This window comes from Nonomuraea sp. NPDC048882, assembly GCF_040649755.1.
GTDB lineage: Bacteria > Actinomycetota > Actinomycetes > Streptosporangiales > Streptosporangiaceae > Nonomuraea > Nonomuraea maheshkhaliensis.
This window is the reverse complement of sequence record NZ_JBEZGB010000019.1, coordinates 164002-177415: the sequence shown is the minus strand read 5'-3', so window position 1 is coordinate 177415 and position 13414 is coordinate 164002. Positions and strand designations below refer to the sequence as shown.

The following is a 13414-nucleotide window of genomic DNA, read 5'->3' as shown; positions in this document are numbered from 1 at the left end:
GGGTAATGGACGTTGGGTTCTTTTTGGGGCTCTTCTGCGCGCCGCCGTATGACGGCGGGGCGGCGCCGACACGCCCCGGGGGGCATAATACGTCCGGCGTCGCCGACCGGGACGGTCGGCGAGAGGGTGGCGCGCAGGTCGTCGAAGGTCTGCAGGAGGTGCGCGTCCAGGCTCTGCGCGGAGTCGTCGATCCAGGACTGGATCGCGTGGTGGAAGGCGGCCCACCCGGTCTGAGCGGCCAGGACGGCCGGCCGGTCGGCGACACCGCGCCGCCGCAGCGCCTCTGCCACGGCCTCGGCCATCGCCGCGGCCTTGGCCAGGTCACGCTCGCGCAGCGCCGGCGTCTCCGCGATGACCCGCAGCCGCGGCTCCGCGAAGGGCCGGTTGCCCTCAAGGATGTGCTCGACCTTCCTGAACGCGTGCAGCAGCAGGTCGAGCGGCTGGAGACCACCGGGCGCCGCTGCCACCGCCTGGGTCAGAGCCGCGCGCAGGTCGGACTCGCCGTCGAAGAGCACCTCGCGCTTGTCGGGGAAGTGCCGGAAGAACGTGCGTTCGTTGACACCGGCCCTGGCGGCGATCTCGGCCGTGGTGGTCCGGTCGAACCCGCGTTCCCGATACAGCTCCAGAGCCGCCTGCTGAAGGCGGCGGCGCGCTTCTGCTCCGCTCCGTGACGTCAGTCACTGGCACTACTTGACGCCAGTAACTGACGCTACGTACAGTCGGCGCGGCTGAAAGCCCTGGGTGCCACACCGCACCCCGGCTCGCTGGACGACCTCGGCAGTCTGCGCGACGGCGCCGAGGCCGCCGACGGCGTTCTCCACATGGCGTACGGCGGCGACTTCTCCGATCTCGACGACATGATGCGGCGCGACAGGACCGCGATCGAGACGCTCGGCCGACCGCTGGAAGGCTCGGGCAGGCCACTCGTCGTCACGTCGGGCACGCTGGTCATGCCCGCCGGCCGGCTGAGCGCCGAGGAGGACGAGCCCGACGCGGCCGGGATCGCCGCCTTCCGCATCGCCGGTGAGCGGGCGTGCCTGGACTTCGCCGCCCGGGGTGTGCGCGCGGGTGTGGTGCGCCTGGCTCCGACCGTACATGGTCCTTCGGACCACGGCTTCATCCCGATGCTCATCGCCACCGCACGCGAGACCGGTGTCTCGGCGTACGTGGGCGACGGCGCGAACCGGTGGCCCGCGGTGCATCGGCTCGACGCGGCGGTCCTGTTCCGGCTGACGCTGGAGCGGGCGCCCGCGGGCAGCCGTGCTGCACGGGGTGGCGGAAAGCGGCATCACCTTCAGGAGCATCGCGGAGGTGATCGCCCGGGGCCTGGGCGTGCCGGCGGTCTCACTGACCCCGTCCGAGGCCGCCACGCACTTCGTCAGCCCGTTCATGGCTGTCGTCTACGGCTTCGACGGGCCCGTCTCCAGCTCTCTCACCCGGGAGGCGCTCGGCTGGTCACCCGTGCACCCGTCGCTGCTCGACGACCTGGAGCACGGCGACTACCTGGCCGCCTGATGTTCTCATGGGCAGACGTCGCGGTACGGCAGACCGGGCACGTAGGCCGCCCACTCCTCGCGGGTCAGCGAGCGCGCCGCCTGGGCACAGGCCGTGGCCGTCACGTCGCCGGTGAGCGCGGTGGTGTCCCATTTCCAGACGGTGTACGCGTCCCCGGTGACCTGCACGAGGTCGGCCACCGCCGCCACGAGTTCTTTGCCGTCACCGGTGAACGCCAGCGCCCGCACCTCCCCGCCATGCCCGGCCAGTGGCGGTCCCAGGGGGCGGCCGGTGGCGGTGTCCCACAGGCGTATGGTGCGGTCCTGGCCGCCTGTGGCGAGGAACGTGCCGTCGGGGGCGAAGGCCACGGCGCGGACCGAGCCGGTGTGTCCGATGAGCGGGGCTCCGTGGGGGCGGGCGGCGGGCGGGGCACCCTGAGGGTGAGCGGTGGGCGGGGAACTTTGGGGCTGGGCGGTGAGCGGGGCACCCTGGGGGCGGGCGGTGGCCACGTCCCAGAGGCGGGCCCGCTGGTCCTCGCCGCCCGACAGGAGCAGGCGTCCGTCCGGGGCGAAGGCGAGGGAGGTCACGGGCAGGGCGTGGGCGCGCAGCGTGCCGCGCGAGCGAGCGGCCGCCACGTCCCACAGCAGCACGGAGCCGTCCGAGGTCCCCACGGCCAGCAACGCGCCACGCGGATCGAAGGCCGCCGCCGTCACCCTCCCCGCGTATCCGGCGGGACCGACTCTCGCCTGCCCGCCAGGCATCGCCCAGATCCAGACCGCACCGCCCGCCTCCCGCCCCGCCGTCTCACCGACCGCCCCCTGCTCTGGCGCCCCACCATCCGACCCCTGGCCCGACGCCCCACCACTCGGCACCTGGCCCCCTGCTCCGGGGTCCTCGGACGGGACTTCGGTGGCCAGCAGGCGGCCGTCCGGGCTGTACGCGAGAGGGCGGCCGCGGATCGAGGCAGGGCCGTCGAGGATGGTGGTGTTCAGGCCGCGGGCGGCGTCGTCGGCACCGGAGGCGGCCAGGACGCGGCCGTCCGGGCTGAGGGCCATGCCGTCCACGAGGTCGTCGGGACGGATGCGCAGCCGTTCACCGAGCCGGCGGGCACTCTTCACGTCCCACGACCACACGGCCCCGTACCCGGGCGTCGTTCCGTCGTACGGCTGGACCACGAGCCTGGCCGCGTCGGCGCTCAGGACGGCCTGGGTGGTGTCCTGACGCTCGTACCAGCGGTCGGGCATCGGCCGGTCGGCCGGGACCTCGCCGCCCGCACCGCTCGTGCCCGGCAGGGTGAGCCGGTGCCGGACGCCACGCGGGACCCGCCACAGACGCACGGTGGCGTCGGCGCCCGCGCTGGCCAGCAGGTCACCGCCGGGGCTGAAGGCGACGGCGTTGACGGCGTGCGTGTGCCCGGTCAGCGGCTCACCGAGCGGGCGGCGGGCGCGTACGTCCCAGAGCCTGATCGTCGCGTTCTGGCCGGCCGTGGCGAGGACGCTCCCGTCGGGGTTGAAGGCCGCCGAGGTGATCAGGCCGGTGTGGCCGGTGAGCGGCCGTCCCATGGCGCGCCTGGTGGCGACGTTCCAGAGCTGGATGTGCTCGCTGCCCGTGGTGCCGGCCAGGATCCTGCCGCCCGGCCCGAACGCGAGCGCGCCCGCCTCCTCACGCGGCTCCGGCACGACGCTCCCCCGGGCGGGCCGCAGCGGGTCTCCCGTCAGCCTGCCCGAGGTCACGTCGAACGTCCTGATGAGCCCGCCCGGGTACGCGGCCGCGAGGAGCGAGCCGTCCGGGCTGAACGCGACCGGTCCCGGGGCGCCGTCGAGGGAGTGCAGGGCCGCCACCGGCCTGCCCGAGCCGACATCCCACAGGCGGGAGGCGCCGGTGGAGCCGCTCGTCGTGGCCAGCAGCTTCCCGTCGGGACTGAACGCGGTCCAGCGCCGGCTCCACGGTGCGCTCTCGCCGCCGCTCCAGCTCTCGCGGGTACGGGTGTCCCAGACGCGGACCTGCCCGGTCGCCGACGCGACGGCGAGGTGACGGCCGTCGCGACTGTACGCCACCGCCATCCCGTCCTCCATCCCCCTGTTCGCCATCCCACCGTCCGCAGTCCCACCGTCGGGCTGCCCGTTCCCGGTTTCCGCCTGCCCCGGCTCTCCCTGCCGTGGTTCGCCCTGCTCCGTCTCTGCCTCCCCCGACTCCCCCTGCGGCCACGGGACGGGGGTCAGGCCGTCCGTCTGCCACACGCGCAGCGGCGTGCCTCGGCCGGCGGCGGCCAGGGTGGCGCCGTCGGGGCCGAACGCGACCGCGTGCATCTCCCCGGGAAACCCGCCCAGCACGGCCAACTGCGGCGTGGCCGTGGCCGCACGGACGGCCGCCCTGGCCTTGACGGACGCGGGCACGATGCGGGCGGCGGCGACGGCGAGCAGCCTGGCGAGCTGCGGTGACTCGACGGCCATGGCCTGACTCTGGGCGCTGAGCTGCCGGCTGAGTGCCTGGTCACGCTCGACGCGGGCACGATCACGCTCGTCCAGGGTGGCGACGTTCACGACCACCAGGCCACCCACGACGACCAGCAACACCGCCACCAGCGCGGCCAGAACGGGGACCGGCTTGGCCAGACGCCACCCCCGCCGAGCGGCCACCGCATCCAAGAACCCACGTGACACCCGGCCGACGGGCACCGGGCCCGGAGAGCCGCCCGACGCCCGACCGGCAGGCTCCACGTCCGGAAGGCCGCCCGACCCCCGGCCGGCGAGCGCCGGGTCCGGTGGGTCGTCCGCGGGCCGGTTGGTGGGTGGTGGGTCCGGGGAGTCGGCGGGCATCGCGGTCCTCCACGGGGCTGCGGACTGGCCACTCGTCACGCTAGTGAAACGGCGGCCTGCCCGCCCCTGACCGTGAACGCCTTGGTTCCGTTCCGGCCGACCGTGCTCACAGGGACAGTACGGTCACCGAGTGCGGCGGGATCGACCACGTGCCGTCGTCGGCCTCGACCCTCCCGAGGTCGCGTACGGCGACCGTGTCCGGCGCGCTCAGTGTGTTGACCGCGCCGAGGCCGGGCACGTCGGCGCCGAGGGTGTGGATCCGGGCGGCGGCGGGCGGGGCGCCGTCGTCGAGGACGAGCCGCAGCCGGACGGCAGTGTCGCGGTGCCGGTTGACCACGGCGACGCGCAGTGAGCCGTCGTCGGCGCGGGTGGCCGAGACGTCCAGGTAAGGGACGGTCATGGGTGCGGTGAGCAGGCTGCCGTCCGGCCCCCGGTTGTCCCCGAGGACGACCGAGGCGGTCCGCGACGGGCCCTCGACCTGGCTGGGCAGCACGGTGCGACCGGTGTGGTGCCGGTAGAGGTGCCAGATGTGGTAGATCGCCGAACGCACCGCGCCGCCGGGCCGGGCTACCACGAGGCCGTTCGCGTTCACCAGGTTGACGGGGTTGGCCATGGCGACGGGGGCGGGCAGGCCGGCGGTGCGGTGGATGGCGTGGAAGACGCCGGCGCAGAAGAGTGCGTCGGCGACCGTCCTGGGGCTCCACCGGTTCACCCGCACGGCCACGGGGTCGCCGACCCCAGGGCCTCCGTCCCACGCGGTGGTTTCGCGCGGGGCGATGCCGCCGTCGGCGCCGGGCCGCGGTTCCGGCCAGCAGGCGGGTTCGAGGTGGCGCATCGTCCACTCGTCCAGCGCGAGCGCGGGCGGCCGGTCCAGTCCGGCGTCATGGGCGAGGGCGGTGACGAGCTGGGAGTAGGCGTGGATCTCACGCTCGAAGTAGAGCGACTGGGCCACCACCGCGTCGTAGTCGTCACCGGTCCACAGGTGAGTGCTGGCCCCGTACAAGTGCAGGGACAGGTAGTCGAGCAGGGAGCCGGCCCGCTTGAGCAGCGGGCGCGTCCACTCCTCCTGCCGCCACGGGATGCCGACCCCGACCAGCTTGACGCCCGGGTCGACCAGCCGCATGAACAGCGCGTGCTCACGCGCGGCGGCGGCGTACTGCCCGGCCGTGCGGTGGCCCATCTGCCACGGCCCGTAGACCTCGTTGCCGACGCCCCAGAAGCGCACCTTCCACGGCTCGGCCCGGCCGTTGCGGGCCCGGCGCGCGGTGAGCGTGGTGTCGCGGGCGGAGTTGGTGTACTCGATCCAGCGCACCGCCTCGTCCACGTCCCGCGCCGAGTGCACCAGGTACGGCTCCGCCCCCACCGCCTCGCACCAGGCCAGGAACTCGTCCGTGCCGAACCGGTTGGACTCCTGCCCGCCCCACGCCAGCTCCAGCCGGCTGGGCCGCTCGTCCCTGGGGCCGACGCCGTCCTCCCAGTGGTAGGCCGAGGTGAAGTTGCCACCCGGCCAGCGGATCGGACCTGGACCCAGCTCGCGGCAGAGCGCCAGCACGTCCGTACGCACACCGCGCAGCAGACCGGACCCGGTGACCGACAGGGGCGAGCCCTCGTCGAACACCCCGCCCTCGATGTTGCCGAAGAAGGCCGACTCCAGGAAGTGCCCGTAGACGTCGTCGTCGATGCGGCCCGACGGCCGGTGGGTGTCGACGGTGACGATGGCCTCGGGACCGTGGACTGGCATATCAGGAAGACTCCGTTCTCGTCGTGGCCGGCGTCGTTCCCAAGCCGCCGCCGGCGGTCTCCGCTTCGTGGCGGCCCCGGATCGGGCCACCCCGTGGATCGGCGGGATCGCGGCGGCCTGGCCCGGCCGCCGTCCCTCTTCCCGCCCGTCCACGGGAACCGTCATGCCCACCCCCGGCGCCCGCCGACCAGGCTCACGCGAACAGGCTCACCGGAAAAGTCATGCGGAACAGTCCTCATCCGGCGTGGAGAACGCTCCTCATCCGGCGTTAAGAATGGCCGCCTAGCGTGGGCGGCTGTGCTGGTGCGAGACGACGTGGAGACGGCGGGGGCGGCACGGCCCCGCCGGGTGTGGCGGGGCCGGGCGGTCATCGGGGTGAGCGTGCTGTTCGCGGCGGGGACGGCCGTGCGGGCCGGCGGGTGGGAGGCGGGCCCGCTGCTGGTGCCGCTGGTCTCCTTCACCCCCTACTTCGGGGTGGCGGCGCTGGTCGCGCTGGTGGTCGCGGTCGCCGTCAGGAGCCGGGCCGCGATCGCGATCCTGCTGGTGGTGTGCGGGTGCCTGGCCTGGTTCGTGGTGCCGCGGGCGATCCCGGGCGAGCCGGCTGCAGGAGGGCGCGTGCTGCGGGTGCTGACGGCCAACCTCAACGGCGGGCGCGGCGACGCGGCGGTGATCGTCGATCTCGTACGCAGGCTGGACGTCGACGTGCTGAGCATCCAGGAGCTCACGTTCGCGGTGCGCGACCGGCTGTCGGCCGCCGGGCTGGAGCGGCTGCTGCCATACCAGGTCGGCCAGGCCGACTTCCGCGGCCCCGAGGGCAGCGGCGTGTACTCCCGCTACCCCCTGACCGAGCGGACCGGCCTGTTCCGGCCGGTCGGGCACCACATGCCGGTGGTCGAGGCGGCGCTGCCCGGCGGCTCGCCGGTGGAGATCGTGGTCGTGCATCCGGTCGCGCCGGTGCCCCGTACGGTGCCGGAATGGGAGGCCGGGGTCGCCACGCTGCCGCCCGCGCCGTCGTCGGGGCCGCCGCGCGTCCTGGCGGGCGACTTCAACGCGACCCTCGATCACGCGGTGCTCCGCCGGCTGCTGGACACCGGCTACACCGACGCGGCGGCCGCCACCGGGCAGGGGCTCGTTCCGACCTGGCCGCACGGACGCTCGCTGCCGCCGCTGGTGACCATCGACCACGTGCTGACGGACGCGCGGTCGGCGGCGGTGGGCGTGCGGGTGTTCGACGTGCCGGGGTCCGATCATCGTGCGCTCTTCGCCGACCTTCGAGTGAAGAGCTGACCATTTATCGGATATCTGGCGCTTATTTCGCTTCGGGCATGACGTAAAAATGAGTCTCCGCGTGCGGGCGTTTAGCTGCGACGGGGAATCATGGGTCCACGTGCCGGCCGGCACTTTTCAGCATCGAGGCCGGAGGTGGACGGGAATTGTCGTTTTTGTTTCGTATGGCGGTTGTGCGGAGAATTGCGGCCGGGGTGGTGCTCGGCTGGGTGGCCGTCGCCGTGGTGGCCGTCCTCGCCAGTGGGCCGCTGGACGACGTACGCGTCACCAGCGGCACCTCCATGCTGGCCAGGGGCGCCGAGTCGGCCCGCGTGCTCGACCTGCTGGCGAAACAGGACGGCAGGGTGGTGCCCGCGCTCGTGATCTACGAGCGTGACGGGCCGCTCCTGCCCGGCGACCTCAAGGCGGCCAGGCGAGACCTGCGCCGCTTCACCGCCGTCCCCAACGTGCTCGGCACCGCCTCCGACCCCGTCCCCAGCGCCGACGGCCGCGCCCTGCAGACGACGGTGCTGGTCTCCGGCAAACCGGGCGTGCTGGTCAGCCCGGTCGCCGAGGAGCTGCGCAGGATCGCCGCGGAGGGCGGCCCGCCAGGGCTCGTCACGTACGTGAGCGGCGCCGTCGGGGCCGCCGCCGACTACGTCGACTCCTTCGGTCACGTCGACGGCACCCTGCTGGCCCTGAGCGTGGGCGTCGTGCTGCTGGTCCTGCTGGCCGTCTACCGCAGCCCGGTGCTGTGGGTGATCCCGATGCTGGCCGTGGTGGTGGCCTACGTCTGCTCCGCGGCGGCCGTCTACGCGCTCGCGCGGGCCGGGGTGATGACGCTGCGCGCGGCCACGCCCGAGGTGTTCACCGTGCTGGTGTTCGGGGTGGCCACCGACTACGCGCTGCTGCTCGTGGCCCGCTACCGGGAGCGGCTGCGGGTGACGGCCGACGAGCGGGCCGCGCTGAAGGACGCGCTGTCGGGAGGCGTCCGCACGGTCGTCGCCTCGGCCCTCACGGTGGCGGGCGGCGTGGGCTGCCTGGTGGTGGCCGACACCAACGCGCTGCGCTCGATCGGCGCCGCCGCGGCCGTCGGCATCCTGATCACGATGGTGGTGATGGTGACGCTGCTGCCCGCGCTGATGCTGCTGGGCGGGCGGCGGGCGTTCTGGCCCAGCGTCCCGCGCCCCGGCGAGGCCGCCCGCGACGGATTGTGGCGGGGCGTCGCCGGTTTCGTCGGCCAGCGGCCCCGGCTGTCCTGGGCGGGCTCGGCGCTGCTGCTGACGCTGCTGTGCCTGGGGCTGACCACGCTGGACGCCTCGGGCATCCCGCCGTCGGCGCTGTTCACCATGCGTACCGACTCCGTGGCCGGCTACGACGCGCTGAAGCGACACTATCCCGCCAGCGCGCCCGTGGTGGTCCTGGCCAGGCAGGACAGGAGCGCCGCCGTGACCGAGGCCGCGCGGTGGTCGGAGGGGGTCGTCTCCGTGCGTCCTGGGCCGCCCGCGCGGTGGCGGAGCATCGACGTGGTGCTCGCCGCCGAACCGAACACGCCGGAGGCTCAGCGCCTGGTGGAGCAGTTGCGTGCGTCCGTCCACGGCGTCGCCGGCGGCGCGGCGCTGATCGGCGGGTTCACCAGCGAACTGCTCGACGTCAAGAACGCCGCCGTCGACGACGCCTACCTCGTCGTGCCGCTGATCCTGCTGGTCGTGGGGCTGATCCTGGTCGTCCTGCTGCGCTCGGTGGTGGCGCCGCTGCTGCTGATGGGCACGGTCGTGCTGTCGTTCGCCGCCACGCTGGGGCTCTGCTCGGCGCTGTTCACCCAGTTCCTCGGCTATCCCGTCATGGACGCCTCGTTCGCGCTGTACGCGTTCGTCTTCCTCATCGCCTTCGGCATCGACTACAACATCTTCCTGATGGCCCGCGTACGCGAGGAGTCCACCCGCCTCGACACCCGCGAGGCCACCCTGCACGCGCTGCGGGCGACCGGCGGGGTGATCACCGCGGCGGGCGTGGTGCTGGCGGCGGCGTTCTTCGTCCTGACCGTGCTGCCGCTGGTGCCGATCGTCCAGCTCGGGCTGCTGGTGGCGATCGGGGTCGTCATCGACACCGTGGTCGTGCGCTCGTTCCTGGTGCCCGCGCTCGCCCACCACATGGGGCGGGTCATCTGGTGGCCGGCGCGAGCGACTCCGTGAGCTCCCGCCGCAGCAGGCCGGGAAACTCGTCCGTACGGGCGACCCTGGGGTCGAACACCGCCGAGATCGCCACGTTCGCACCGGCGGGCATGATCACGACCATGCCGGCGAGGGCCGGCGGCAGGCCCGGGACCGCGAACACCTCGCCCTGACCGGCCAGCTCCCTGGGCACGGGCAGGGCGGTGGCGCCGAGCCGGCGGGGGGAGCTCTGGCCGAGCAGCGGCGACAGCAGCCGCAACATCGGCACGGCCACGGCGGCGGGCAGGCCGTACAGGCCGCGGGCGGAGCGGCGGGCGTGAGCGATCCGCCTGATCGTGGTCTGCTCGGCGATCCGTTCGAGCCTGGTCGCGGGGGACGGCTCGTCGCAGGGCAAGGTGATGGGGAGCAGCCCGGTGTGGTTGCCGAGCCCGGTGTGCGCCCGATGCCCGAGCAGCCCCACCGGCAACCCCACCGGCAGCCCCCTCCGCAATCCCGCAGGCCAGTCCCCTGGCGACCCCGCCCTCAGTCTCACGGCCAACTCGGCTGCCGGACCCGCCGTCGGCCCAGCGGGCATTCCGGCCGTCTGCCCAACCGGTGGTCCAGCCGTCTGCTCGGCTGAAGACTCGCCTCTCGGCCCGGCCGCCGGCTTCCCGGCTCCGTCCAGGGTCGGCCCGGCGTCCCAGGCCGGCTGGTTCCAGGCCGGCTGGTTCCAGGCCGGCTGGTTCCAGGCGCGGATCGCGCCGGTGACGAGGGCGAGGCCGATCTGCGCGATGCTGGCGCCGGTGGCGCGGGAGACGTCGTCGAACGCCGCCCTGTCCAGATTCGCCACCTCCAGCCGGAGACCGCCGCCGGCGCTCTCGCCGGGATCCAGGTGCATGGCGAACCAAGGGGGCGAGGCCGCCGCCAGCCGGCGCAGGTCGCCGAGAGCACTCCGGACCGGCCCCGGCGACCCCCGGTACACCGGCCCTCCGCCATCATCGCCCGCTTCCGTGGGTGGGGGCAGGGTGCCGGTGCTGAGCAGGGCGCGGGCGGCGGCCACGACGCCCATGCCGTCCTGGAACGCGTGGTGCGCCCGGTAGCAGACGACGTGCCCCTCCCCCGGCTCGCCGTACAGCACCATCAGACTCCACAGCGGCCGCTCCCAGGACAGCGGCCGCAACCGCATGGCGTCCACGACCGCCTGGTACGTCACGCGCGGCAGCCGATGGAACTCGACGTGGTGCGCGGCGTCGAACCCGGGGTCCGGCTCCCAGCACGCGTGCCGACCCCGCCCAGCCACCCGGTACGTCAGTGCGGGGGCCGCCACGCGCACCCGTTCGGCGACGAGTTCGCGCAGCGACTCCGGGTCGGGCGGCGGCCCCGGACGGCGGACGGCGAGGCCGCAGTGCATGCGGGAGTCGTGCACCGCCCCCGCGCCGAGGCGGATCGCGTAATGGTCGCCGAACGTCAGGGGCACCGCACCGGCGGCCGATTCGCCTTTCACGCTTGACCACGTTATCGCCGCCACTCACCCGGAAGAAGCAATTCGGAAAGGGCGAGCCGCGACTATATTGAGCCTCACTGAATGGCGCGCATTGGCGCGAAACGACGGCGGGACAGCGCGGGGGTCGCGGGTTATGGTCGAATTTCGACCGGTTGAAAAGCTAATGCTGGGCTATTTCGGAATTATGGCGGCAATTGTGGCCGTGGGCCGGAACCGCCTGGCCGACTGGCCGCTGCTACTCGCCGGATACGCACTCGCCGCGCTGCTCCTGCTCGCCCTGGCCACCAGCGCCCGCCGGCGGCCAGGCAACAGGCCGGTCGCCATCCTCCGGTTCGCCGCTCCGCTGCTGGTGCTCCCGTTCGTCTACTCCGCCGCCGCCGAGACGGTCCTCGTGCTGCACGGCCGCTTCGTCGACGACGTGGTGCTCGCCTGGGAGCGGGCGCTGTTCGGGGGCTCGCCGAACGTGGCCGCGGTCTCCGCCGGCAGCCCGCCGCTGACCGAGCTGCTGACGCTCTGCTACTTCTCCTACTACGGCTGCTTCCTGCTCCCGATCGTCCTCTACGTCCGCGGCCGGGAGCTCCTGGCCGAGCGTTACCTGTTCGCCGCGATGACGACGTTGCTGATCTGCTATCTCGGGTTCATCGCGGTCCCGCTGGCCGGCCCGGTGCTGGCCACGCCCGAGCTCGCCGCGGCGTACCGGCCGTCCGGCTACCTGATCACGTCGCTGCAGAACCAGATCATGGCCACGTTCGACCCGCCGGGCGCGTGCTTCCCCTCGCCGCACGTGGCGGGCGCGTGGATCACGCTGCTGTGCCTGCGGCGGCACATCTCCGCCCGCGCCCGCCTCGCGCTGGGAGCGCTGACCGCCGGTCTGACGGCGGCCGTCGTGTACGACTGGTACCACTACCTCTCCGACGTGGCCGCCGGGCTGGCGGTGGCGCTGACGGTCCACTTCGTCATCGAACGGTACGCGGCCCGGCGGCCGGCCCAGGCGGCACGGTCACGCGTCCTGCACGACGCGCACCGGTAGCCGCCTCACGCGGGCCGTCGTGCGTACACCTCGATCTCGAACTTCATCCGGGCGTCGGCCAGGCCGCACACGAGCATCGTCGCGGCCGGGCGGACGTCGCCGAAACGGCGGCGCAGGACCGGCCAGCACGGCGGGAAGTCCTCACGGTCGGGCAGCAGGTATCTGACCCGGACCACGTCGGCGAACGAGCAGCCCGCCTCGGCCAGCGCCGTCTCGACGTTGCGCAACGCCTGCTCGGCCTGCTCGACCACGTCGTCGGAGATCGTCATGGTCGCGTAGTCGAAGCCGGTCGTCCCGGACACGTGCGCCCAGTCACCGTCGATCACCGCCCGGGCGTAGCCGATCTCCTCTTCGAAGGTGGACCCACTCAAGATCGCGCGTCGTTCTGTCATGAAGCCACAAGGTAGACAACCAGCAGTGATATGTCCAAGACGCTTCCCCGAATCATCTGATATCTCTGAAGCTATGGACCGCCCTGAACTCAATCTCCAGCAGTTGCACGCTTTCGCGGTCCTCTCCGAGGAGCTCCACTTCGGGCGCGCTGCCGAGCGGCTGGGCATCGCGCAACCGCCGCTCAGCCAGCAGATCCGCCGGCTGGAGGCGAAGGTCGGGCACCCGCTGTTCACCCGTGGACCCGGCGCGGTCGCCCTCACGGCGGCGGGCCGGCAGCTCCTGCCCGCCGCCCGGCGCGCGCTCGACGAGGTCGCCGCCGGGCTGGACACGGCCAGGCGGGCGGGCAGCGGCGAGGCCGGTCTCATCCGGATCGGCTTCGCCGCCTCGCTCGCGCTGACCGTCCTGCCGCGATTGTTGCGCGCCTACCGTGATCGGTATCCCCTGGTGCGGATGGAGATCCGCGAGATGACCACGGCGCCGCAGGTGACCGCGCTGCACGAGCACGCGATCGACGTCGGGCTGCTGCGCGAGCCGCCGGACGAGCCGGGCCTGGCCGCCGAGGCGATCCTGGCCGAGGAGTTCATCGCGGTCCTGCCGGCCGCCCATCCCCTCGCGGCCCGGCGCGTCGTCCCGGTCGAGGCCCTCGCCGACGAGCCGTTCGTGCTGCTGCCGCGCGGTGCCGGGCCGATGTTCCACGACCGGATCCTCGGCCTGTGCCACAGCGCGGGTTTCGAGCCCCGCCTCGGCCAGCAGGCCGTCGAGTGGCAGACGGTCTGCGCGCTCGTCGAGGCCGGCCTGGGCGTCTCGCTCGCCCCGGCGAGCATCCGCCGGATCCGCCTGAACGGCGTCGCGTACCGCCGGATCAGCCCGAACGACACCCGCACCACCGTCGCGGTCGCCTGGCGCCGCGACGACCCCAACCCCCTGGTCGCCCGCTTCCTGGAGGCCGCCCGCCGCGAACTTCCCCGCTGATCGTCCCGCTCAGTTCCGCTCGACCACGGAGCAGGATGGTGG

11 protein-coding genes are annotated in these 13414 nt (G+C 73.5%); 5 read left to right on the top strand and 6 right to left on the bottom strand.

The genetic code is table 11. The features are described 5' to 3' along the window. Together AB0C27_RS46040 and AB0C27_RS46035 are read right to left on the bottom strand one after the other, a co-directional pair. On the bottom strand, nt 1-515 hold a 515-nt coding region (locus AB0C27_RS46040; RefSeq protein ID WP_357859070.1), incomplete at its 3' end, for a hypothetical protein. Between the two features lie 171 nt (nt 516-686). Further along, nucleotides 687-1304, bottom strand: a complete 618-nt coding sequence (locus tag AB0C27_RS46035; RefSeq protein ID WP_357859067.1) for a hypothetical protein — start codon at nt 1302-1304, stop codon at nt 687-689. A gap of 7 nt (nt 1305-1311) precedes the next feature. On the opposite strand from AB0C27_RS46035, the gene AB0C27_RS46030 reads away from it, so the two are divergent. Continuing rightward, the gene (locus AB0C27_RS46030) at nt 1312-1515 is read left to right on the top strand and encodes a hypothetical protein (protein ID WP_357859064.1); all 204 of its coding nucleotides are present in this window, start codon (nt 1312-1314) and stop codon (nt 1513-1515) included. Between the two features lie 5 nt (nt 1516-1520). On the opposite strand, the gene AB0C27_RS46025 is transcribed toward AB0C27_RS46030, so the two are convergent. Both AB0C27_RS46025 and AB0C27_RS46020 read right to left on the bottom strand, forming a co-directional pair. Next, a complete protein-coding gene (locus AB0C27_RS46025) occupies nt 1521-4313 on the bottom strand; it encodes a WD40 repeat domain-containing protein (protein WP_357859061.1) in 2793 nt (930 codons plus the stop codon). A gap of 106 nt (nt 4314-4419) precedes the next feature. After that, nucleotides 4420-6054: an alpha-L-arabinofuranosidase C-terminal domain-containing protein gene (locus tag AB0C27_RS46020; RefSeq protein WP_357859058.1), complete on the bottom strand. Its 1635-nt coding sequence runs from the start codon at nt 6052-6054 to the stop codon at nt 4420-4422. Nucleotides 6055-6351: 297 nt separating this feature from the next. Between AB0C27_RS46020 and AB0C27_RS46015 the strand changes: the two genes are divergently transcribed. Both AB0C27_RS46015 and AB0C27_RS46010 read left to right on the top strand, forming a co-directional pair. Then, nucleotides 6352-7341, top strand: a complete 990-nt coding sequence (locus tag AB0C27_RS46015) for an endonuclease/exonuclease/phosphatase family protein (protein WP_357859055.1) — start codon at nt 6352-6354, stop codon at nt 7339-7341. A gap of 173 nt (nt 7342-7514) precedes the next feature. Continuing rightward, nucleotides 7515-9515, top strand: coding sequence for an MMPL family transporter (locus tag AB0C27_RS46010; protein WP_357859052.1), 2001 nt, complete (start codon nt 7515-7517; stop codon nt 9513-9515). On the opposite strand, the gene AB0C27_RS46005 is transcribed toward AB0C27_RS46010, so the two are convergent. Further along, nucleotides 9484-10977 (bottom strand): wax ester/triacylglycerol synthase domain-containing protein, encoded by a 1494-nt coding sequence (locus AB0C27_RS46005; protein WP_357859050.1) that lies wholly within the window; start codon nt 10975-10977, stop codon nt 9484-9486. The two genes, AB0C27_RS46010 and AB0C27_RS46005, sit on opposite strands and share 32 nt — an antisense overlap. A gap of 184 nt (nt 10978-11161) precedes the next feature. Here AB0C27_RS46005 and AB0C27_RS46000 point away from each other — a divergent pair, with 184 nt between their 5' ends. Beyond that, the gene (locus AB0C27_RS46000; RefSeq protein ID WP_357859047.1) at nt 11162-12007 is read left to right on the top strand and encodes a phosphatase PAP2 family protein; all 846 of its coding nucleotides are present in this window, start codon (nt 11162-11164) and stop codon (nt 12005-12007) included. 5 nt (nt 12008-12012) lie between these two features. Here the strand turns inward: AB0C27_RS46000 and AB0C27_RS45995 are convergent, their stop codons facing one another. Further along, nucleotides 12013-12399 carry a RidA family protein gene (locus tag AB0C27_RS45995; RefSeq protein WP_357859044.1) on the bottom strand — a complete coding sequence of 129 codons (387 nt, stop codon included), beginning with the start codon at nt 12397-12399 and terminating at the stop codon, nt 12013-12015. A gap of 73 nt (nt 12400-12472) precedes the next feature. Here AB0C27_RS45995 and AB0C27_RS45990 point away from each other — a divergent pair, with 73 nt between their 5' ends. After that, nucleotides 12473-13372 (top strand): LysR family transcriptional regulator, encoded by a 900-nt coding sequence (locus AB0C27_RS45990; RefSeq protein ID WP_357859041.1) that lies wholly within the window; start codon nt 12473-12475, stop codon nt 13370-13372. Nucleotides 13373-13414: the final 42 nt, after the last annotated feature.